Raw genomic sequence first — 21,909 nt, 5'->3', positions numbered from 1 at the left:
TTATACGTAGGTGCGGACCAGCACGCCCACCGACAGCAGTACCGGAAGAACGGGCAACGCGAAGACAAACGACGCCAGCGCATAGTTCTGCTGCCGCCGCAGCCGCTGTCCCCGTAAGACCGCCCACAGTGCGAACGCCGCCGAGACCAGCAGCACAACCAGACTCCACAGGCTCACCGTGGTGAGGGCGTCGCCGATCGAGATCGCGACTAGCCACAGGACATAGCCGACGATCACTCCGCCAATGGCGGTCCAAATCGACTCGGTACGCATCGCGGTCAGAAGTTGATCATGTGCCCGGCCAGTCCGTGGAAACATTCTTGCAGCGCCTCCGACATCGTCGGGTGGGTATGGACGTTGCGCGCCAACTCGTTTGCGGTCAGGTCCCACTTCTGCGCCAGCGTCAGCTCTGGCAGCAACTCGGCGACGTCGTGGCCGATCAGGTGTCCGCCGAGCAGCTCGCCGTGGTTGGCATCGGCGATGAGTTTGACGAAACCGCTGGGGTCGCCCACGCCGTGCGCCTTGGCGTTGGCGGTGAAGGGGAACTTGGCGACCATCACGTCGTAGCCCTCGTCGCGGGCCTGCTCCTCGGTGAGCCCGAAGCTGGCAACATTCGGCTGGCAGAACGTCGCGCGGGGCAGCATGCGGTAGTCGCCGAGTGCCAAAGTCTCTGCGCCGGCAATGGTTTCGGCCGCGACGACACCCTGAGCCTCGGCGACGTGCGCCAGCTGAAGCAATCCGGTGACATCGCCGATGGCGTAGATGTGCGAGACGTTGGTCTGCATGTAGTCGGTGATCCCGATGGCTTTGTGGTCGGTCAACGCAACACCGGCCTTGTCCAAGCCGTAGCCTTCGACATTGGGCGCAAACCCGATGGCCTGCAACACTTTCTGCGCTTTGAGCTCTTGCGTATGGCCGTCCTTGCTGACAGTCACGGTGACCACGGATCCGTCGTCGGCGATCGACTCGACTTTGGTGCCGGTGAGGATCTTGACGCCGAGTTTCTTGAACTGCTTCTCGATCTCCTTGGATACCTCGGCGTCTTCGGTGGGCAGCGCGCGCGGTAAGAATTCGACGATGGTCACGTCGACGCCGTAGTTCTGCAGCACGTAGCCGAATTCCATGCCGATGGCCCCGGCGCCGGCGATGATGATCGACTCCGAGAGTTCTCGGGACAAGATCTGCTCTTCGTAGGTGACGACATTGGCCGACAAAGACGTGCCGGGAACCAGCCGGGTGCTGCTGCCGGTGGCGATGATGACGTTGTCGAACGTGACCGTCTCGGTACCACCGTCATTCAGTTCGACCGACAGCGTGTGGGCATCGGTGAATCTGCCGTATCCGTGGATCTCGGTGATCTGGTTCTTCTTCATCAGAAAGTGCACACCGGCGACCCTGCCCTCGGCCACCCTCCGGCTTCGGTCGTAAGCGACGCCGTAGTCGAAGGTCGCATCGCCGCCGATGCCAAAGGTGTTGGCTTCCTTGGTGAAGATGTGGGCGAGTTCGGCGTTGCGCAGCAAGGCCTTCGACGGGATGCAGCCGACGTTGAGACAGACTCCGCCCCAGTACTTGGATTCGACGACGGCCGTATTCAATCCCAGCTGCGCGGCGCGGATGGCCGCCACGTATCCGCCGGGTCCGGCTCCGAGAACAACAACGTCGTAGTGAGAAGTCACGAGCCCACACTAGTGGGCGGTGACTTCTCACTGACAGCACCGTGGGTCATTACCCTAGTGGCTCGGCCTCCTCGTCAGCTTGCGAGCCATTTTTCGACGTAGTCGTCGTAGCCGCCGGCGACGCGCAGGCTGCGGCCCGGCCCGCGGGCAAGCCATCCGCGGGCGAGGAACACGCTGGTGATCGCGGCGGGCAGCGCTCCGGCCAGGTGGACCCTGCGATCGGTCCAGTCGATGCATGAGCGGGCGAACACCCGTCGGCTTGCCCTCAGCGTGGCCAGGTCGATGCCCAGTTCGTCGAGCAAATACTGTCCGCGGTCGGTGAGCTCGTGGTCCCGGTCGTCGAGGCAGCGGATGGCCGCGGTGGCCAGCAGGCGGTGGCGAAGTTCCACGCCGCGGCGTCCGGCAAGGTGGTCGTAGCACGTCCGCGCCTCGAACAGGGCGCAGGCGGCGCGATGTTGACTCAGCGAGCGGATCGGCGCCGGCGGCGCGATGTGGGCGATGGCCTCCAGCACGGTGGCCACCTCCGGGTTGACGATCTCGTGGTATCGATGCCGGCCTTGCACTCGGACCCGGATCAGCCCGCCTTCGGTTAGTCGGCGCAAGTGCCTGGAGGCGGTGGCGGGGTGCACCCCGGCCTGCCGAGCCAGCTCCCCCGCCGGCAGCGCCCGGCCACCGACCAGGGCCGCGAGCATGGCGGCCCTGGCTGGATCTTCGATCAGGTCAGCGATTGAGGCTAGGTCCGAATCGGCCGGGGTATACGAGGCCGACCTGTCGCTCACCCCGTCAGCCTTGCATAGCCTCCGTCGACTGGCTCAGTGCGGGATGATGCCCATCAGGCAAGGACGCTGGCTGTGGTCGCAGTAGAACGCCCCGTAGAACGGGGCCGCGGCGACGACGGAAGCGAACACCGCCGATATCATCGCGATCGCCAACGCTGACACCAGCGGCCGGTCCGGCACCATCGCCAGCATCAAGCCTGCGACCGTGCACACGACGACATAGACCAAGACAACGAAGACAACCGCGGTTTTGTGGATGGAATTGTCGTGGGTCCACCAGTAGAACAGGCCGACACCGATCGTCGCCGCCGGAACCCACACCGCCAGCAGCGTCAAGATGAACTTCCACCACTTCAGGTAGTGATACCACTTCAGGTAGTGATACCGGCCGGGCACCGTGATCGGCGGCGCCGGCGCGTGCAGCGAGCCGGAGAGCGGCGCATCGCCCGTCGCGGCCTCAGTCGCCGGGGCAGCGCTGCTCGCCGGCTCATCCGCTGTCTGGATCGCCGAACTGTCCGACCGCCGCCGCCACCATCGGCGTCGCCGCGCCGACGGTTCCGGTTCAGTGAGCTCGGGTTTGGGTGTGGGGTGCGTGCCGGTGTCGAAGGTCGGCATGTGCGGCTCGGCCTTCGGGAGTGATGCGCTGTCCACACGGTCGTCTTCAGGCAGGGGTCGTCACCTCGATCACCGCGAGCACACCGAACCATCCCGGCGCCAGCGCCAGGATGAACACGCCCAGCGCCGTCAGCCATCGGCGCCGGGACAGCAGGGTCACCAGCAGACCGACGGCGCTGGGGAATCCGACCACCAATGCGATCGCGACGTCTGAGCGCATGTGCGCGTGATCCACGGTCAGCGCGGCTGTTCCACCCAGCAACCCGACTGCGACGCCGACCAATATCGCGCTGGTCAGCAGCCAAGGTCGTGGCAGCGGTATCACGCTTTGACGATACTGCCGCGGCCGCCTGCTATCCCTGCACCTGCGCGGCGCGCCCTGCGGGTACTGGGCACGCGTCAGCGGCAGTAGCCATCACCGGTGAACGTGCCGGCGGGCGCTCGCCGCGCTCATAGTCGGCCCCGGTGATCACCCGGGTCGCCCCGAGCTCCGCGTTCTCGGCGTCGCTGAAGGCACGGCCGCGGCACAAAAACCGCATCCCCTCGGGTGCTTCCAGGCTGAACCCGCCGCCGCGGCCGGGCACTACGTCGATGACCAGCTGGGTGTGCTTCCAGGCCTGGAACTGCGGCCCGGAGATCCACACCGGCACCCCGGCGCCGACGTCCAAGACGCCTAACAGGACGTCGCGATCGCCCACGATGAAGTCACCGTCCGGGTAGCACATCGGCGACGAGCCATCGCAGCAGCCGCCGGACTGATGGAACATCACCGGGCCGTGCCGGTGCTGCAGCTCACCGAGCAGCCCGGCGGCAGCGGCGGTGAGCACCACCCGCGGCGTCATCAGAAGAACCTCATCAGAAGAACCCTTGCGCCTTTTGTGAATACGACACCATCAGGTTCTTGGTCTGCTGGTAGTGGTCGAGCATCATCTTGTGGTTCTCCCGACCGATACCGGATTGCTTGTAGCCGCCGAACGCCGCGTGCGCCGGGTAGACGTGGTAGCAGTTGACCCACACCCGCCCGGCCTGGATGTCGCGGCCCGCCCGGTAGGCGGTGTTGCCGTCGCGGCTCCACACCCCCGCGCCCAGGCCGTAGAGGGTGTCGTTGGCAATCGAGATCGCGTCGTCGTAGTCCTTGAACGACGTCACCGCCACCACCGGCCCGAAAATCTCCTCCTGGAAGATCCGCATCTTGTTATTGCCGGCGAAGATGGTCGGCTGCACGTAGTAGCCGCCGGACAGGTCACCGCCCAGCTCGGCGCGCTCCCCGCCGCACAGGATCCTCGCGCCTTCATCTTTGCCGATTTCGATGTAGGACAACACCTTTTCCAGCTGGTCGTTGGAGGCCTGCGAACCGATCATCGTCTGGGTGTCCAGCGGGTCACCCTGCCGGACGGCCTTGGTGCGGATGGCCGCCAGTTCCAGGAACTCGTCGTAGATGTCGGCCTGGACCAGGCTGCGCGACGGGCAGGTGCATACCTCGCCCTGGTTGAGGGCGAACATGGTGAACCCTTCCAGCGCCTTGTCCTGGAAGTCGTCGTTGGCGGCCATCACGTCCGAGAAGAAGATGTTGGGGCTCTTGCCGCCAAGTTCCAGGGTGACCGGGATCAGGTTTTGCGACGCGTACTGCATGATCAGCCGCCCGGTGGTGGTTTCGCCGGTGAACGCGACCTTGGCGATGCGGTTGCTGGACGCCAGCGGCTTACCGGCCTCGGCGCCGAACCCGTTGACGACGTTGACCACGCCGGCCGGCAGCAGGTCGCCGATCAACGACATCAGGTACAGCACCGACGCGGGGGTCTGCTCGGCGGGCTTGAGCACCGCGGCGTTGCCGGCCGCCAGCGCCGGCGCCAGCTTCCAGGTAGCCATCAGGATCGGGAAGTTCCACGGGATGATCTGCCCCACGACGCCCAGCGGCTCGTGGAAGTGATAGGCGACGGTGTCCTCGTCGATCTGGCTCAGCGAACCTTCTTGGGCGCGAATCGCCGCGGCGAAGTAACGGAAATGATCCGCCGCCAGGGGAATGTCGGCGGCCAGCGCCTCGCGGATCGGTTTGCCGTTGTCCCAGACTTCGGCGAGCGCCAGCGACTCGCGGTTCTCCTCGATGCGGTCAGCGATCTTGTTCAGGATCGCCGCCCGGTCGGCCGGCGCGGTCTTACCCCACCCCGGTGCAGCGGCGTGGGCGGCGTCGAGCGCCCTGTCGACGTCGGCCTCGTCGGAGCGCGGTATCTCGCAGAACGCCTGTCCGGTGATCGGTGTCGGATTCTCGAAATAGCGGCCGCCCACCGGCGCAACCCACTCGCCCCCGATGAAGTTGCCGTACCTCGATTCGTACGACATCAGCGCCCCCGCGGAACCCGGACGTGCATAGACGGTCATGGGATCAGCTCCTCGTTTGACGGTGTTACACAGCTCACACTACCGCCGCCGTCACAATCTCTTCTATGACGAGCCACGGCCCCGAAGACCCCTATCTGTGGCTGGAGGACATCCTCGGCGAGGAGCCGCTGGACTGGGTGCGCGCCCGCAACGAGCCGACAGTGGCCGAGTATTCCGGCGAGGAGTTCGAGCGAATGCGCACCGAAGCGCTCGAGGTGCTCGACACCGATGCCCGGATTCCTTACGTGCGCCGTCGCGGCGACTATCTCTACAACTTCTGGCGCGACGCCGCCAACCCGCGCGGGCTGTGGCGGCGCACCACTTTGGACAGCTACCGCAGCGATAAGCCGGACTGGGATGTGCTGTTGGACTTAGACGAGCTGAGCCGAGCTGACAATCAAAACTGGGTGTGGGCCGGCGCCAACGTTATCGAACCCGATCACACCCGGGCCCTGATCAGCCTGTCCCGTGGCGGGTCGGACGCCGCTATCGTGCGTGAATTCGACATGGCCACGCGCGGATTCGTCGACGGGGGGTTCGCCCTGCCCGAGGCCAAGTCCGGAACCAGCTGGGTCGATCCCGACACTCTGTTGATAGGCACCGACTTCGGCGAAGGCTCGCTGACCGACTCGGGCTACCCGCGGATCGTCAAACGATGGCGCCGCGGACAACCGGTGGAGGATGCGCAGACGGTGTTCGAAGGCTCGCCCAGCGACGTGATCGTGACCGCAGGGGTAGACCGCACGCCCGGCTTCGAGCGGACGGTGCTGCGACGGGCCCTGGACTTCTTCAACGACCAGGTCTACGAGCTGCGCGGTGACGAGCTGATCCGCATCGACGCGCCCACCGATGCGTCGGTGTCGGTTCACCGGCAGTGGTTGCTGATCGAGCTGCGTACCGACTGGGTCACCGGCAGCGCCAGCTATGCCGCTGGCTCGTTGCTGGCCGCCGACTATGACGAATTCCTGGCCGGTACAGCACAGTTGCGAATTGTGTTCGAGCCCGACGAGCACACCAGCCTGCTCCACTACGCGTGGACCCGCGAGCGGCTCGTGGTGGTCACGCTGGTCGACGTGGCCAGTCGCGTCGAGATCGTCACTCCGGGCACCTGGCAGCGTCGGCCGGTGACCGACGTGCCGGCCAACACCAACACCGTGATCGCCGCCGCCGACGACACTGGCAACGAAATCTTCTTGGATTCCAGTGGATTCACGACGCCGTCACGGCTCCTGCAGGGGCCTGTCGACGGACCGCTGGAACAGATCAAATCCACGCCGGCTTTCTTCGACGCCGAAGGCATGACCGTCGCACAGCATTTCGCGACATCGCAGGATGGCACCTCGATCCCGTATTTCGTGGTGCGTCCGCGTGATGCGACCGGGCCCGGTCCGACACTGCTCGGCGGCTACGGCGGATTCGAGGTGGCCCGAACCCCGGGGTACGACGGCGTATTGGGCCGGCTCTGGCTGGCACGCGGCGGCACCTATGTGCTGGCCAACATCCGCGGTGGTGGCGAGTACGGCCCCGGCTGGCACACTCAGGCGATGCGCGCGGGCCGTCACCTGGTCGCCGAGGACTTCGCCGCGGTGGCAACCGATTTGGTGGACCGCGGCATCACGACTGTGCAGCAACTCGGTGCACAGGGCGGCAGCAACGGCGGGCTGCTGATGGGCATCATGCTGACCAAGTACCCGAAGCTGTTCGGCGCGCTCGTGTGCCAGATGCCGTTGCTGGACATGCGCCGCTTCCATCTGCTGCTGGCGGGCGCGTCCTGGGTCGCCGAGTACGGCGACCCGGACAATCCCGATGATTGGGAGTTCATCGCCGAATACTCCCCTTACCACAACATTTCGGCCGACATCGACTACCCGGCGGTGTTGATCACCACGTCTACCCGTGACGATCGAGTGCATCCGGGCCATGCCCGCAAGATGACGGCGGCACTGGAAGCCGCGGGCCATCGGGTCTGGTACTACGAGAACATCGAGGGCGGCCACGCCGGTGCTGCCGACAACGCGCAGATCGCGTTCAAGGCGGCGCTGAGTTTCTCGTTCCTGTGGCGGATGCTGCACACTCGACAGACCAGGTGACAAAAGTGAGGTGCGGTGCAATCCGACGGCCGTGCATGCTGTCTGCGACGGTCGCGGCGGCGGCACTGTTCGCAGCGCCGGGCTGCAGGAAGGTGGTCACCGGTACCGCAGTCCAGGGCGCGGGCGCGACAGGCACTAAAAGCACTATATGCCAACAGGTTTCGGTGCCTATCGCATCGGTTCCGGCGCGCGCGGCCGGTGAGCCGGTGCTGCGGATCCCGCAGCCGCCCGGGTGGCAGCGTACGAAAATGCTCGATTCCGAGATCATCCGCTTTGCCATGGGAAATAAGGATTTGGCCGGCGACGACTTCGTGCCCACCGCTGTCGTCACCCTGGAATCCGCCCCCAGCACGAACCAAGATCAGGAGAAGATTTTCGATCAGGAACGCGCGACGTTGGCCGATCACCTGGGCGTCACCAATACGCAGACGACCCACACCACCCTCTGCGGCCACAAAGCGGATCTCGTCAGCTACGACGCCCCGGCCATGGGCCGGATTCCGCCACGCAAGGCCAAGACGCTCGTCGTGATAGCTGCGTTTGCTGGCAACGACTACGCCGCGACGGTCACAGTCCAGGCAGCCGACCCCGACAACCCCGGATACGTCCGCGATACCCAGACCATCCTGACCGGGTTTCAAATGTTGCCGCCCGGCACAGGGTGAGCGTCACCTGTGGCCGCGGTCGGCGCCGAATAACTTTTCTGGAACATCTTGGAGAAAATCGCGCGTTTCGGCTTTCCTTACTGCGGCCTGAGGCGTACCTTATATCTGCCTAAGAAAGGCGTATGGGGAAGGTTAGGGGCGGGAAGAGCCCTGGCAGAGGAGGTCGAGATGACTCCACTCATGGCGGCATGTTTTTTCATCGCGGCTCCGGTCGCCGGGCTTGGCCTGCTCGAATTACAGGCTCGGCTCGAGCGATGGGATCAGCGACGACACGCTGACGATTGATCGCGACTGCGGCACCCGGTAACGCCGGCAACTGAGCGCAGCTGTCAGCATTCAGCTATGCCAGCTGCACAATTCGAAACCTTGCTCTACACGACGGCCGGGCCGGTCGCCACCATCACGTTAAACCGGCCCGACCACCTCAACACCATCGTTCCGCCGATGCCCGACGAAATCGAGGCCGCCATCGGCCTGGCCGAGCGGGACCCGGACGTCAAGGTCATCGTGCTGCGCGGGGCCGGCCGGGCGTTCTCCGGCGGCTACGACTTCGGCGACGGCTTCCTCCAACACTGGGGCGAGGCGATGAACACCGGTGGACGCTGGGATCCGGGCAAGGATTTCGCGCTGGTCACCGCGCGGGAGACCGGGCCGACCCAGAAGTTCATGGCGATCTGGCGGGCGTCAAAGCCGGTGATCGCCCAGGTGCACGGCTGGTGTGTTGGCGGTGCCAGCGACTACGCGCTGTGCGCCGACATCGTGATCGCCAGCAACGACGCCGTGATCGGCACCCCGTACAGCCGCATCTGGGGCGCGTATCTGACCGGGATGTGGCTGTATCGGCTCAGCCTGGCCAAGGTCAAGTGGCATTCGTTGACCGGTCGGCCGCTGACCGGTGTGCAGGCCGCCGAGGTCGAACTGATCAATGAGGCGGTCCCCTTCGAGCGGCTGGAGGCTCGGGTAGCCGAGATCGCTGCCGAGCTGGCGCGAATCCCGTTGTCGCAGTTGCAAGCCCAGAAGCTCGTTGTGAATCAGGCCTACGAGAACATGGGCCTGGCGTCGACGCAGATGCTGGGCGGCATCCTCGACGGCCTGATGCGCAACACCCCCGAAGCGCTCGACTTCATCCAGACCGCGGCCACCAAGGGCGTCCGGGCCGCTGTCGAGCGACGCGATGGGCCGTTCGGTGACTACAGCCAGGCACCGCCGGAGCTGCGGCCCGACCCATCACACGTCATCACGCCGTGACAGCTGTGCCGTCGCAGCCCGACGCATCCTGGACTGGCGATTAGCCATAGGTGAAGGAAAACACCTGCAGCCCTTTGCTTAAACGCACATCGAGCAAACCGCGGGCGACGTCCTTGCCGGCGACGATCTGGTGTGAAGTCGGTGGGCCACCGACCGGCACCGCCATCGTCTTTCCGTCGCGCGTCAACATCAAGTTCCCGGTTCCGCCGACGACGATGTAGACGCTTTTCGCGTAGTAGTTCAGCTCGATGCTGGAGGCATCGCCGTCGGCCGTCGCGCCCTGGTAGTCGAGTGTCCACGGTCCCTGCAGGGCGAAGCTGTCGTCCGGCAGCGCCGCGGGGAAGGTGAAGTTGGCCTGCCCCTTGTCGTAGACGCCGCCGCCGGCGTAGTTGACCACCTTGCCAACGCCGAAGTACGTCTCGGGAGTGAGGCCGAGCTGCGGGGTGGTGTCGGGTGCATCGACCGCCGGCGGCAGCCCGACTCCGGGCCGCGCGCTGGTAATAAGCTCGCGGACAAGCTTTTCGGTGCCGTCGTAGTCGCCTTCGCCGAAGCTGACATGTCGCACCACGCCGCCGGCGTCGATCAGGTATTCGGCTGGCCAGTACTGGTTGCGGTAGTTCGTCCACGTCGAGTAGCTGTTGTCCAGGGCGATCGGGTAGGTGATCCCGATATCGGCGGCGCCTTTTTTGACGTTGCCGGTGACCTTCTCGAACGCATACTCCGGGGTGTGCACGCCGATGACCTCGAAACCGTCGTCGTGATAAGCCTTGTACCAGCCTTCGACGTGCGGGATGGCGCGTTGGCAGTTGATGCAGGAGTAGGCCCAGAAGTCGATCAGCACCACCTTGCCCCGCAACGCTTTTAGGTCGATCGGTTTGTCGCCGGGGATGTTCAGCCATGCGGTGATGCCCTTGAGGTCGGGCGCGGGGCCGCAGTTCTGCAGATGCGGGGAGGCGTTGGTGCAGTTCGACAACTCTTTGTTCTGGTCGTTGACGATGCCGCCGAGCTCTTGCTGGAGCTGCTCGTCGCCGCCCAGCTTGTTCTGCAACGAGCTGGTGTAGTCCGGAATGGCCCGCTGCAGCATCGCGGGCAGGTTGAACACCAGCGCCACCGCCAGCAGCAGCGTTACCACCCCTGCCGTGACGCGGATCTGGCGTTGGCGACGACGAAAGGCGCTGACCCGCTGGGCAACTCGTTGGCCAGCCAGCGCGAAGAACAACAGCGGCACCGCCGTGCCCAGCGCGAAGGCCACGGTCAGCACGACGACGGGCAGACCGATATTCGCGGTGGCGCCGGCCACCACAATCGCGGCCAGCACCGGGCCCGCGCATGGAACGTAGAGCACGCCCAACGCCAGGCCGAGACCAAACCCGTTGGCGCGGGTGGCGATCTGTTTCTGCGGGATGCGGGAGAACGGCCGCTCCAGCAGCCGTTCGAAGCGCGGGAAGATCAAGCCGAGACCGATCGCCACCAACGCGGCCAACGCAACCCAGCGGATGGCGTCCTGCGGCAGGTGCAGCAACGACAGCAGCGCCGAGCCGACCAGCGTGACCAGGCTGAAGCTCAGCACCAGTCCGCCGATCACCCGATACGGTCGCAAGACTTCGAGTTTCGTCTCGACCGCGACCGCACCACCGTCAGCACCCTGCGTGCCGGAGAAGAAGATCACCGGCAACACCGGAAGGATGCACGGCGAGATGCCAGTGATGAGGCCGCCGAGCAGACCGATCAACGCTAGAGACAACATGATTACTATTCGCTACCACAGCTGTCTTGGATCGGTATGCTCGGCGGCGCAGATGAATGCGACAATCTCGGCCGTTACCGGCTGGGCGGGGTCAGCACGGTGTCGATCATGTACACCGTCGCGTTGGCGGTGCGCACCCCTCCGCAGACCAAACCGGCATCGCCGACCTTGAGGCCGTTGCCCTGGCCGGTCACCGTCACGTCGGTCCCCTGCAGGGTTTTGTGGGTGCCGTCAACCGTGATCGGACTTTCCTGCCCTTGCACCACGTGGTAGGCCAGGATGCTCTTCAGCATGTCGGCGTTGGTCTTCAGCTCATCGATCGTGCTCCCCGGCAGCTTGTCGAATGCGGCGTTGGTCGGCGCAAACACCGTGTACTGGCCGCTGTTCAGCGTGTCGACCAGGTTGACGCCCGCGTTCAGCTTGCCGGAGAGCGCGGCGGTCAGGGTCGACAGCATCGGATTGTTCGACGCCGCCGTCGCGACCGGGTCCCCTGCCATTCCGGTCACCGAGGCCGGACCGCTCGGATGCTGAGCCGCGTAATCCGCGCATCCCGAGCCGATCAGATTGGTCGCGGGACCCGCCGTGGCGTTCGTGCTCGCGGGCGCTGCCACGGTCATGGCGGGACTCGCGCTGGTCTGCTGCGCGGACTGGGATGTGTTGCTCGAACACGCCGAGAACCCCAAGGCCGCGATCGCCGCTAAGCCCACTGCAAGCGTCTTTCTGTGGATGTCCTTCATTCCGCTTCGGCTCCTTCGTCAAGGCGGCGGGCGCCGCCGGTTACGGGTCGGACAGTTGTTCTTCGGAGCGGCCAGCGTTATGGATGGCCTTCGTCACGGTCGTCCGATCGGGCCCCCGCTCCGAATACCTCGCTGTGCGAGAAACGTTCGGGGTGCAAGAAACACTCGGGTCGGCCGCGGTCATAGGTAGCCACCCCACGGTGCCACGCGCGCCCGGACCAACTGGCCCGCCGGATCGGACGCCACGGTCTGATCGGCTTCGGTGAGTCGTACATGGCCGGCGAGTGGGAATCCGATGCCCTCACCGAGCGCGAGACCGCATTACGCCCGATCGATATGCTCTCGCTGCAGCAACACTACGCAGAGACGCTGCGGCTATGGCGGGAGCGGTTCATGCAACGTCGAAAAACTCTGGCGCACCTCGGCTTCGACGAAGTGCTCGGGGGGATGTGGGGACTGTACCTGGCCCATGCGGAGGGCGGATTCCGCTCGGGGTACCTCAACGTCTACCAATGGACGTTCGCCAGTGAGGCCGCGCCGTGATCGTCAACTTCGCGGTCGTCTCAGGCGCCTCGGTTGCCGCATTGCTCGTGGTCCATGCGGTCACCTTCACGATCGGCCACCGCATCGGCCGCTACAACGTCGTCGACGTGGCCTGGGGGCTGGGCTTCATCGCGGTCGCGATGGTCGCCGCGATCCTCGGCGACGGCGACGCGTCGCGCCGGTGGCTGCTGCTCGCGCTGGTCGCGATCTGGGGCCTGCGGCTGAGCTGGTACATCTACCGACGGTCGGCGGGCAAAGGCGAGGATCCGCGCTACGCCGACCTGTTGCGTGGCGCCACAGTAGGACTGGTAATCCGCAAGGTGTTCCTGGTACAAGCCTGCGCGACCTGGTTCGTCTCGTTGCCGCTGCAACTGTCGGCGGTCATCGGTCCCACCCCGCGGCGCTGGCTGGCCGCCACGCTGGCCGGCGTTCTGCTGTGGGTCATCGGCGTCGTCTTCGAAGCCGTCGGCGACCATCAACTGCGGGTATTCAAATCCGACCCGTCGCATCGCGGTGTGGTGATGGACCGCGGCCTATGGGCGTGGACACGTCATCCGAACTACTTCGGCGACGCATGCGTGTGGTGGGGATTGTGGCTGATCACGATCGCCGGGCGGTGGTCGCTGATCACGGCGCTTTCGCCGCTGCTCATGACCTACTTCCTGGTCTACGTCACGGGTGCTCGGCTGACCGAAAAGTACATGGCGGGCCGCCCCGGCTTCGACGAATACCAGGCGCGGACGTCGTTTTTCCTCCCGCGTCCGCCTCGATCGGCGCAAAATGACGACCGCTGTCGCTGAATCGCTAAGCTACAGGTCAATGACCGGACCGCGGCACCGCAGCGACCTGGACGCATTGCTGCACCGGGTGGCACGTCGCGATGCCGACGCGTTCGCCGTGCTCTACGACCACACCAGGGCGCGGGTATACGGGCTGGTGACGCGTGTGCTGCGGGACTCCGGCTACAGCGAAGAAACCACTCAAGAGGTGTACCTGGAGGTCTGGCGAACCGCCGACGCATACGACCCGACGAAGGGCTCGGCCCTGTCCTGGCTGATGACGATGGCACACCGGCGAGCGATCGACCGCGTGCGTGCCGAACAAGCCGCCACGCAACGAGAATCACGTTACGGCGCGTCCACCGTCGAGCCGCCGAGCGACATCGTCGCCGAATCAGCGATCGCCGCGGACGAGCGCCGCCGGGTTGTGGAGTGCCTTGGTGGGCTGACCGACGTCCAGCGGCAGTGCATCGAAATGGCCTACTACGGTGGGTTGACTTATGCCGAAGTGTCACAGCGGTTGTCGGCCAACCTTTCGACGATCAAATCACGGATGCGCGACGCGCTGCGCGGACTTCGTAATTGCCTGGGTGTGCCATGACTGAGCCAACCGATTTCGAACTGCTCGAGCTGGCCACGCCGTACGCGTTGCACGCGGTATCCGATGCCGAGCGCGCGGCCATCGACCGGCAGCTCGCCGCGGCGCCGCCATCGGTCGTCGAGGCCTTCCGCGAAGAGGTTCGCGCGGTCCGCGAGACGATGACGGCGGTTTCGGTGGCAACTGCCGCCGAGCCGCCGACGCGTCTTCGCGCCGCGGTGCTGGCCGCGGCGCAACCGGGCACTGGCCGTCGATCCCGTTGGCGCACAGCGCTACTAGCTGCGGCTGCCGCAATTGTGGTGGGATTGGCCGCCTTCGGAGCCGGAATAACGTTGCGACCGTCGGCCACGCCGACAATGGCCGAGCAGATCATGGCGGCACCGGACGTGCGGACGGTCTCCGGCCAATTGGCCGGTGGGACGGCGACGGTGCTGTTCTCGCGGAACATGAACGCCGGTGTGCTGGTGATGAACAACGTGCCCCCACCCTCGCAGGGCACCGTCTACCAGATGTGGCTGATCGGCGACAAGGGGCCGACCTCGGCGGGCACGATGAATACCGCGGCCGTCGCGCCGTCGACCACCGACATGCTGACCAACCTCGGGAATTCCAACGCGCTGGCGTTCACCGTCGAACCCGGCAACGGGTCACCGCAGCCGACCGGGAAGATCCTTGCCAAGCTGTCGTTGATCTAGCGTGGCCGCAACGCGGAGGAAGGCCGGGCTGCAGTCCGCTAACCAGAAGCCGGACGCGCTGCTGAACGGCGACCAGCCCTGAACAGACCGCCCAGCATTGCCGCTAGTATGCCCAGCACTACCAGCACTCCGCCGGCGGCCAGAGCCAGGTCCAGCCAGTGGTGCAGGCTGCTTTCGGCTTCGCCGATCATAACGTCGGCGATGCGGCGCATGTCGCCGGTGGTGTGGTTCAGCGCATCGTCGATATAGCGGCGGCCGAGTTCGATTGCGGCCCAACCGGCGGCGCCGACCAGCAGCGCCGAGACGCCGAGGCCGGCTAGCGCTCTGCCACGGCTGCGCGCGACGGTTAGTGTCAGCAGGGCGCAGATTCCGGTCACCACCGCCGCGACGATGCTGGCCCACGGACCCCAGCTGGCCAGCGGGCGTAATATGCCGGGTTGCAATACCTTTGGCGTCGTCGCCGTCACCGGAACCGCCACGGTGGAGGGCACGTCCACGTCGTGACCGGCGAGGAGCCGGTCGAACACGGGGTCGTTGAGCATCGGGGCCACATCGACGACCCACTGGTCGGACTGCGTGGCGGCGCGGGTGAACAGCCACCCGTGCAGCTGCCGATTGGCCTCCGCAAAGTGCGACGGGAACGATGGGCTGGCGGTGTACGCCGCGGCCACACTATGTACCTCCGACGAGCTGATGGTGTAGCCGCGCTGGTTGATCAGCACCACCGCCCGAGTGGTGAGCTCGGATGCCACCGCGGCCTGCAGCACCGGATCATTCGACGCTTCTTGGGCCATTGCCGTGTAGCCGTCGACGTCGATGAGGTGCGTCTGCGCCCAGGCCGTCAGCACGGCAACCGCCAGCGCGGCCGTGGTGAGCAGCCACAGCAGCACCGTCACCGCGAATCGCACGCGGTCAAGCCTACGGAGGCTATTTGGCGACGCGACGCGGACGCGCCAGCGCTACCCGCGTGCTGACAGGCATGTCAGGGGGTTTCGTCGCGGTCATAGCCGCCACGCTAATCGTGCGGTGTGACCTCGATCCGACGCATCTCGACAGGTGTCAAGTTACCTGGGCAGGATGCCCACCAGGTAGGCGGCTTGGCCGAGATGCTGGGCGCAGTCGTCGATGATGCTGACCAGTCGCGCGCTCGCGGTCACCGGTGGATCCCAGTTCCGGTCCACGATGCGCGCCAAGTCCTCGGCGGTCACGCGGGCGACGAATTCCAGCGTGACCTTGTGCACGGCGTGGTAGTAGCCGGCCAGCAGATCGGCCCCTGCGTGCACCTTCGCCACCTCTTCGGGGCGGTGCCCGTACCCGGTGTCGTTGCGCGGCAGGTCCAGCCCGAAACGGTCCACCCACCCTTCGTGGGTCCACACCTGCTCGATGCCGGCGATCGGGGCGAGCTGAATGTCTTGCACACGCGCGCTGTGCCAGATCAGCCACGCAATGCTGTTAGCGTTCGGGCTCGGCCGGTAGTCGGCCTGTTCGTCGGTGAGCCCATCGGTGAGCTCGTCGACGTGTTCGATCAACCGAGTGAACGCGTCACGCAGCAACTCCTGGGCAGCGGCATCGGTGCTGGACATATTGGCGACCCTACGCGTGGCAGACCGCTTCGACGTTGTTGGTGTCGCGGTCACCAATCACGAACTGATCCTGGCATCAGCCACCGACACGGTCGTAGATTATTTAGATGACCTACGACCTAATCATCCGCAACGGCACCATCGTCGACGGGCTCGGAGGTGAGCCGTATGTCGGTGACGTGGCCGTGCGCGACGGCGTCATAATGGCCGTCGGAGCCGACGGTGCTCTCCGCGGCGCTATCGCGCCGCGGGAGATCGACGCGACCGGCCTGCTGGTCACCCCGGGCTTCGTCGACCTGCACACCCACTACGACGGGCAGTCCATCTGGTCGGACCGGCTGACCCCGTCGTCGGCGCACGGGGTGACCACCGTGGTCATGGGCAACTGCGGCGTCGGCTTCGCGCCGTGCCGCCACGAGGACCACGACGTGCTGGTCGACGTGATGGCCGGAGTCGAGGACATTCCCGGTGTCGTGATGACCGACGGCCTGCCGTGGACGTGGGAAACCTTCCCCGAATACCTGGACGCACTGGACGCGGGCAAGCGCGACATCGACGTGGCCGCCTATCTTCCGCACTCGCCGCTACGGGTCTACGTGATGGGTCAGCGCGGCGCCGACCGTGAGCCGGCCACCCCTGACGACCTCGCGAAGATGCGGGCGCTGGCCACCGAGGCGATCAAGGCCGGCGCGCTGGGCTTCGCGACGTCGCGGTTCACCATCCACAAGACCGAAAGCGGCTCGCCGATTCCGAGTTACGAGGCAGCTCGCGAGGAGATCGAAGAAATCGCGCGAGGCGTGGTCGACGGCGGCGGCGGCCTGCTGCAATTCGTGCCCGACCTCCCGGCCGGCGGCTACCAGCCGGTGCTGCAAACGGTGTTCGACGTCGCCGAGGACGTCGGGCTGCCGGTCACCTTCACCCTCGTCGTCGCCAACGCCGGCGACCCGACCTGGCCGGACGCCATCACGATGATCGAGAAGGCCAACGCGGCCGGTGGCGACATCACCGCGCAGCTGTTGCCCCGCCCGATCGGCTTGGTGATGGGGCTGCAACTCTCCGCCAACCCGTTTGTGCTCTACCCCAGCTACCAGGAGATCGCTCACCTGCCGCTGGCCGAGCGGGTGGCCGAGATGCGCAAACCCGAGGTCCGCGCCCGCATCCTCGCCGACAAGCCCGGCGTCGGGCACCCGATCCTCATCGTGACGCAGATGTGGGATTGGATCTTCCCGCTCGGCGACAACCCCGACTACGAGCCCGACCCGTCGACCAGCATCGGTGCCCGGGCCCGGGCCCGCGGGGTGAACCCGATGGAAGAGGCCTACGACCGGCTGCTCGACGACGACGGTCGCGCCATGCTGCTGGTCGCCACTAGCAACCTGGAGAACAACTCGCTAGACACCGTCGGCGAGCTGCTGCACCGCGACGACGTCGTGCTCGGGCTCGGCGACGGCGGCGCGCACTACGGGATGATCTGCGACGCCAGCTACTCGACGTACTTCCTGGCGCACTGGGCGCGCGATCGGAAGTCGGGGCGGTTCTCGGTGCCGGATGCCGTCCGGAGGCTTACCTCGGTGCCCGCTCGCATCGCCGGGCTGGGCGACCGGGGCCGCATCGCGGTGGGCTACAAGGCCGACCTCAACGTGATCGACCACGCGGCACTGCAACTGCACAAACCGGTGATCACCCACGACCTGCCCGCCGGCGGGCGTCGGCTCGACCAGACCGCCGACGGCTACGTGGCGACGATCGTCTCCGGCGAGGTGATCGCCGAGAACGGCGCGCCGACCGACGCCCGGCCGGGCAAGCTGATCCGCGGCCGCCAGCCGATCCCTGCCTAGCGCCGGTCAGTCGGGGGCGTGCCGGGAAAGCTCTTCGCCGAAAGCGATGAGCGCGCGCCGGCCGATGGCGAGGATCTCCTCGTCGAAGCCGTTCCCGCCGCGGTAGGACAGTTCCAGCATGCGGTCGGCCATTTCGACGGCCACCAGCATGGTCCGCGGGTCGGTCTCGGCCGGGATCAGTCCGGAGTCGACCAGGATCGCGTGCATCCGTTGAGCGAGGGTCTGCATCCGGGCTCGAACGTAGTTGGTGACTGCCGGCGAGGTGCGCCCGCCCATCCACATCCGCGCGGCGCTCGGGTGCTCGCCGTAGTAGTGCACGTGCAGGTCGATCTCGTAGTCGAGCAGGTCGGCGACCGAGGTGATCTTCCAGGTCTTCTCCGCCGCCACGCACCGCGCGTCGAGGTCGGCGCACTGCCGCTCGAGCAATTCACCGAGGACGGCCTCCCGGTCAGCGAAGAAACGGTACAGCGAGGGGTAGGAGACGCCGGCGCGGTCGGCGATCGCGCGGGTGGTGGCCGCGTCGACGCCCTGCTCGTCGGCGATCGCGGCGGCGGCGTCGAGGATGCGGGTAACGGTGTGCCGGCTGCGCGCTTGCATTGGCGCGCGCCGCTGAACAGGTGCGACGGTCATTCGTCCCCTCGTTTCGTTTGCCGCTACAGGTGTGACAGAAGGCCCTTGACAGATGTCAACTGAACTATAACATTAATCATGTTACAATTCATCACAGCTGTCCGGGAGTGCACATGTCCGTCGCCACGCTCGACCAAACCCGCCCGAAGAAGTCATTAACCGGTCACGTCGACGTGCTGATCGTCGGCGCCGGAATATCCGGGATCGGCTTCGGGCACTACCTGGTCGCCATGCAGCCCGGCCGCACCTTCGCCATCGTGGACAGCCGTGACGCGATCGGCGGCACCTGGGATCTGTTCCGCTACCCGGGGATCCGGTCAGACTCCGACCTGCACACATTTGGCTACGAGTTCAAGCCGTGGACCAGCGACAACGCCATCGCCGATGCGCACGAGATCCTCGACTACCTGCACGAGGTCATCGAGGACGACAGCCTGGCCAGTCGGATCTACCTCCAGCACAAGGTGATCCGCGCCGACTTCTGCAGCGACACAGCGCGGTGGACGGTGGTGCTGGAGTGCGACGGACAGCAACGGGAGGTCACCTGCGACTGGCTCTTCGGTGCGACCGGCTACTACGACTACGCCGCCGGGCACAATCCCCACTTCGAAGGTCAGGAGGACTTCTCGGGAGCGATCGTGCACCCGCAGTTCTGGCCTGAAGACCTGGATTACCAGGGCAAGGAAGTTGTCGTCATCGGCAGCGGCGCCACCGCGGTCACCCTGATCCCGGCCATGGCCGACGACACCGCGCACATCACGATGCTGCAGCGCTCACCCACCTACGTTATGCCGCTTCCGCGGAGGGACCCGATTGCCAACGGGCTGCGGAAAGTGTTGCCGGACAAGACCGCCTACAAGATCACCCGTGAGATCAACAAGTTCCGGCAGCGGCTGATCTACACCATGGGTCAGCGTCACCCGAAGGTGGTGCGCCGCGTCATCCGTGGACTCAACGCGCGGGCCTTGCCCAAGGGCTACGACCTGGACACCCACTTCAAGCCCGTCTACAAGCCGTGGGACCAGCGACTGTGCGTGGTGCCCGACAGCGACCTGTTCAAGGCCATCTCTGCGGAGAAGGCATCGGTAGTCACCGACAAGATCGTGCGCTTCACCAAGACGGGCATCCTGCTGGAGTCGGGCCGGGAGCTGAAGGCCGACATCATCGTCACCGCGACCGGCCTGAAACTGCTTCCGTTCGGCGGTATCCAGATCTCAGTCGACGGCATCGTGCAAGACCCACACGAAAGCCTGGTCTACAAGAGCTTCATGGTGTCGGGTATCCCGAACTTCGCCTTCGCGTTCGGCTACACCAACTCGTCGTGGACGCTGAAGGTGGACCTGATCTGTGAGCACCTGTGCCGGCTGATGTCCTATATGGATCGGCACGGATACTCCACCGTCGTTCCGGTCTGCGACGACCCGACCATCGAGAAGCGCCCGATGCTGGACTTCCCAGCGGGCTACATCCTGCGCTCGATCGAGCTGTTCCCGCAGCAGGGAACGACCGGCCCGTGGACGGTGGAGATGAACTTCAGGGCGGACCACGCGCGGCTGCGCAAGGGTCCGGTCGAGGACACCGCCCTGCGGTTCAGCACCGCCGCACACTCGGTCGCCCCGGCCGGGGCTGCCTGAGCGTCAGCCCTTGAGCGCGTCGAAAAGCGCGGCCAGCTGGTCCGGCGACACCGATGTGCTGCATTGGCCGCGCAGGTCGGTCAGCGGCTTTGCAATGTTCTGCAGATCCAAGAACTCACCCGGGTGAGCGACGAAATAGCCCCGCACTGACGACCGCGCGTCCTCCGGCGATTGACTAACCGCATTTGTCAGCATGTTGTTGGCATCGGGGTGATCGTTCAGATATCCGCCTGCCGCACTTAGCACTCCGCTGGCCGTGGCAGCCAGCCCGCTGGCTGTGCACGGCCCGGGATCAGCACCCACCGTCGGCGAGGTGCACACCGCGGTCAAGGCGCAAAGAACAGCGACGGGAAGTACGCCAAACACCTTGCGCCATAGAAATTTTCCGGACATCGTCATTGCTCTGGTTTCCCTTCCCCGGCTTTTCATTGGTCATTCGCTGGGCATCCAGTACAGCAGCTGGACAGCGAAACGAAAAGCCCGGCCCCACATGGGGACCGGGCGTTTCGTTGACTGCGGACTTGTCTTTAGAAGTCCATGCCGCCCATGTCGCCGCCACCGGGCATGGCGGCCTTCTCCTTCTCCGGCTTGTCGGCCACGACCGCCTCGGTGGTCAGGAACAGCCCCGCGATGGACGCCGCGTTCTGCAGCGCCGAACGGGTCACCTTGACCGGGTCGGCAACGCCGGCCTTCAGCAGGTCCTCGTACACCCCTGTCTGCGCGTTCAGGCCGGTACCGGCGGGCGAGTTGCGCACCTTCTCGGCGACAACGCCGGGCTCCAGCCCGGAGTTGAAGGCGATCTGCTTCAGCGGAGCCTCCAACGCCACCTTGACGATGTTGGCGCCAGTGGCCTCGTCGCCGCTGAGCTTCAGCTCGTCGAGGGTCGGAGCCGCCTGCAGCAGCGTGACACCACCGCCGGCAACGATGCCCTCCTCGACAGCAGCCTTGGCGTTGCGCACCGCGTCCTCGATGCGGTGCTTGCGCTCCTTGAGCTCCACCTCGGTGGCGGCGCCGGCCTTGATCACCGCAACACCGCCGGCCAGCTTGGCCAGCCGCTCCTGCAGCTTCTCGCGGTCGTAGTCGGAGTCGCTGTTCTCGATCTCCTGACGGATCTGCGCGACCCGGCCGGCGATGGCGTCCGAGTCACCGGCGCCCTCGACGATCGTGGTCTCGTCCTTGGTGACGACGACCTTGCGGGCCTTACCCAGCAACGACAGGTCGGCGTTCTCCAGGGTCAGGCCGACCTCTTCGCTGATGACCTGGCCGCCGGTGAGGATGGCCATGTCCTGCAGCATCGCCTTGCGGCGGTCACCGAAGCCGGGGGCCTTGACCGCCACCGACTTGAAGGTGCCGCGGATCTTGTTGACGACCAGGGTGGACAGCGCCTCGCCCTCGACGTCCTCGGCGATGATCAGCAGCGGCTTGCCGGCCTGGATGACCTTCTCCAGCAGCGGGAGCAGGTCCTTGACCGTCGACACCTTGGAGCTGACCAGCAGGATGTACGGCTCCTCCAGCACGGCTTCCTGCCGCTCGGCGTCGGTGACGAAGTAGCCCGAGATGTAGCCCTTGTCGAACCGCATGCCCTCGGTGAGCTCGAGCTGCAGGCCGAAGGTGTTGGACTCCTCGACGGTGATGACGCCCTCGTTGCCGACCTTGTCCATCGCCTCGGCGAT

22 protein-coding genes and 1 pseudogene are annotated in these 21,909 nt (G+C 65.9%); 9 read left to right on the top strand and 14 right to left on the bottom strand.

The features are described 5' to 3' along the window. From VEI45_RS14120 to adh, 7 genes are all read right to left on the bottom strand, one after another. Nucleotides 1-273 carry a hypothetical protein gene (locus VEI45_RS14120; protein ID WP_324854186.1) on the bottom strand — a complete coding sequence of 91 codons (273 nt, stop codon included), beginning with the start codon at nt 271-273 and terminating at the stop codon, nt 1-3. A gap of 5 nt (nt 274-278) precedes the next feature. Continuing rightward, nucleotides 279-1,676 (bottom strand): dihydrolipoyl dehydrogenase, encoded by a 1,398-nt coding sequence (gene lpdA, locus VEI45_RS14115; RefSeq protein WP_324854184.1) that lies wholly within the window; start codon nt 1,674-1,676, stop codon nt 279-281. Nucleotides 1,677-1,750: 74 nt separating this feature from the next. After that, the gene (locus VEI45_RS14110) at nt 1,751-2,455 is read right to left on the bottom strand and encodes a helix-turn-helix domain-containing protein (protein ID WP_324854182.1); all 705 of its coding nucleotides are present in this window, start codon (nt 2,453-2,455) and stop codon (nt 1,751-1,753) included. Nucleotides 2,456-2,488: 33 nt separating this feature from the next. Continuing rightward, complete coding sequence (locus tag VEI45_RS14105) at nt 2,489-3,070, bottom strand: hypothetical protein (protein WP_324854180.1); 582 nt, start codon at nt 3,068-3,070, stop codon at nt 2,489-2,491. 46 nt (nt 3,071-3,116) lie between these two features. Next, the gene (locus tag VEI45_RS14100) at nt 3,117-3,395 is read right to left on the bottom strand and encodes a putative holin (RefSeq protein WP_324854178.1); all 279 of its coding nucleotides are present in this window, start codon (nt 3,393-3,395) and stop codon (nt 3,117-3,119) included. A gap of 28 nt (nt 3,396-3,423) precedes the next feature. After that, nucleotides 3,424-3,912 (bottom strand): DUF779 domain-containing protein, encoded by a 489-nt coding sequence (locus tag VEI45_RS14095; protein WP_324854176.1) that lies wholly within the window; start codon nt 3,910-3,912, stop codon nt 3,424-3,426. A gap of 13 nt (nt 3,913-3,925) precedes the next feature. Then, on the bottom strand, nt 3,926-5,449 hold the full coding sequence (adh, locus tag VEI45_RS14090) for an aldehyde dehydrogenase (protein WP_324854174.1): 1,524 nt from the start codon (nt 5,447-5,449) through the stop codon (nt 3,926-3,928). Nucleotides 5,450-5,514: 65 nt separating this feature from the next. On the opposite strand from adh, the gene VEI45_RS14085 reads away from it, so the two are divergent. The 3 genes from VEI45_RS14085 to VEI45_RS14075 all read left to right on the top strand — a co-directional run bounded on the left by VEI45_RS14085 (nt 5,515) and on the right by VEI45_RS14075 (nt 9,452). Then, nucleotides 5,515-7,539, top strand: coding sequence for a prolyl oligopeptidase family protein (locus VEI45_RS14085; protein ID WP_324854172.1), 2,025 nt, complete (start codon nt 5,515-5,517; stop codon nt 7,537-7,539). 164 nt (nt 7,540-7,703) lie between these two features. Further along, the gene (locus VEI45_RS14080; protein WP_324854170.1) at nt 7,704-8,204 is read left to right on the top strand and encodes a hypothetical protein; all 501 of its coding nucleotides are present in this window, start codon (nt 7,704-7,706) and stop codon (nt 8,202-8,204) included. Nucleotides 8,205-8,546: 342 nt separating this feature from the next. Continuing rightward, nucleotides 8,547-9,452: a crotonase/enoyl-CoA hydratase family protein gene (locus VEI45_RS14075; protein WP_324854168.1), complete on the top strand. Its 906-nt coding sequence runs from the start codon at nt 8,547-8,549 to the stop codon at nt 9,450-9,452. A 40-nt stretch (nt 9,453-9,492) separates the two neighbouring features. On the opposite strand, the gene VEI45_RS14070 is transcribed toward VEI45_RS14075, so the two are convergent. Further along, nucleotides 9,493-11,199, bottom strand: a complete 1,707-nt coding sequence (locus VEI45_RS14070; RefSeq protein WP_324854166.1) for a cytochrome c biogenesis protein DipZ — start codon at nt 11,197-11,199, stop codon at nt 9,493-9,495. A gap of 74 nt (nt 11,200-11,273) precedes the next feature. After that, the gene (locus VEI45_RS14065; RefSeq protein ID WP_414687480.1) at nt 11,274-11,816 is read right to left on the bottom strand and encodes a fasciclin domain-containing protein; all 543 of its coding nucleotides are present in this window, start codon (nt 11,814-11,816) and stop codon (nt 11,274-11,276) included. Between the two features lie 420 nt (nt 11,817-12,236). Between VEI45_RS14065 and VEI45_RS14060 the strand changes: the two are divergent. The 4 genes and pseudogenes from VEI45_RS14060 to VEI45_RS14045 form a co-directional block, all read left to right on the top strand. Next, nucleotides 12,237-12,479 (top strand): annotated as a pseudogene (locus tag VEI45_RS14060) (class I SAM-dependent methyltransferase); the annotation flags it as partial. Further along, a complete protein-coding gene (locus tag VEI45_RS14055; RefSeq protein ID WP_324854162.1) occupies nt 12,476-13,279 on the top strand; it encodes a DUF1295 domain-containing protein in 804 nt (267 codons plus the stop codon). The pseudogene VEI45_RS14060 and the gene VEI45_RS14055, both read left to right, overlap by 4 nt. Nucleotides 13,280-13,298: 19 nt before the next feature. Beyond that, entirely contained in the window at nt 13,299-13,859 is a 561-nt protein-coding gene (locus VEI45_RS14050; protein ID WP_324854160.1) for a sigma-70 family RNA polymerase sigma factor, read from the top strand. Then, nucleotides 13,856-14,551, top strand: a complete 696-nt coding sequence (locus VEI45_RS14045; RefSeq protein WP_324854158.1) for an anti-sigma factor — start codon at nt 13,856-13,858, stop codon at nt 14,549-14,551. The genes VEI45_RS14050 and VEI45_RS14045 overlap by 4 nt, the downstream gene beginning before the upstream one ends. A 38-nt stretch (nt 14,552-14,589) precedes the next feature. On the opposite strand, the gene VEI45_RS14040 is transcribed toward VEI45_RS14045, so the two are convergent. Together VEI45_RS14040 and VEI45_RS14035 are read right to left on the bottom strand one after the other, a co-directional pair. After that, nucleotides 14,590-15,459: a hypothetical protein gene (locus VEI45_RS14040; RefSeq protein ID WP_324854156.1), complete on the bottom strand. Its 870-nt coding sequence runs from the start codon at nt 15,457-15,459 to the stop codon at nt 14,590-14,592. A gap of 156 nt (nt 15,460-15,615) precedes the next feature. Beyond that, nucleotides 15,616-16,134, bottom strand: coding sequence for a mycothiol transferase (locus tag VEI45_RS14035; RefSeq protein WP_324854154.1), 519 nt, complete (start codon nt 16,132-16,134; stop codon nt 15,616-15,618). Between the two features lie 107 nt (nt 16,135-16,241). On the opposite strand from VEI45_RS14035, the gene VEI45_RS14030 reads away from it, so the two are divergent. Further along, complete coding sequence (locus tag VEI45_RS14030; RefSeq protein WP_324854152.1) at nt 16,242-17,972, top strand: N-acyl-D-amino-acid deacylase family protein; 1,731 nt, start codon at nt 16,242-16,244, stop codon at nt 17,970-17,972. A gap of 6 nt (nt 17,973-17,978) precedes the next feature. On the opposite strand, the gene VEI45_RS14025 is transcribed toward VEI45_RS14030, so the two are convergent. After that, nucleotides 17,979-18,602, bottom strand: a complete 624-nt coding sequence (locus VEI45_RS14025; protein WP_324854150.1) for a TetR/AcrR family transcriptional regulator — start codon at nt 18,600-18,602, stop codon at nt 17,979-17,981. Nucleotides 18,603-18,715: 113 nt separating this feature from the next. Between VEI45_RS14025 and VEI45_RS14020 the strand changes: the two genes are divergently transcribed. After that, complete coding sequence (locus tag VEI45_RS14020; protein ID WP_324854148.1) at nt 18,716-20,236, top strand: NAD(P)/FAD-dependent oxidoreductase; 1,521 nt, start codon at nt 18,716-18,718, stop codon at nt 20,234-20,236. 3 nt (nt 20,237-20,239) lie between these two features. Here VEI45_RS14020 and VEI45_RS14015 read toward each other — a convergent pair whose 3' ends face one another. Continuing rightward, nucleotides 20,240-20,629 carry a heme-binding protein gene (locus tag VEI45_RS14015; RefSeq protein ID WP_324854146.1) on the bottom strand — a complete coding sequence of 130 codons (390 nt, stop codon included), beginning with the start codon at nt 20,627-20,629 and terminating at the stop codon, nt 20,240-20,242. A 134-nt stretch (nt 20,630-20,763) separates the two neighbouring features. Further along, on the bottom strand, nt 20,764-21,909 hold a 1,146-nt coding region (groEL, locus tag VEI45_RS14010), incomplete at its 5' end, for a chaperonin GroEL (protein ID WP_324854144.1).

The organism is Mycobacterium sp., assembly GCF_035623875.1.
Lineage (GTDB): Bacteria > Actinomycetota > Actinomycetes > Mycobacteriales > Mycobacteriaceae > Mycobacterium.
The sequence above is the reverse complement of the archived record's forward strand: the minus strand, read 5'-3'. Positions and strand labels throughout refer to the sequence as shown.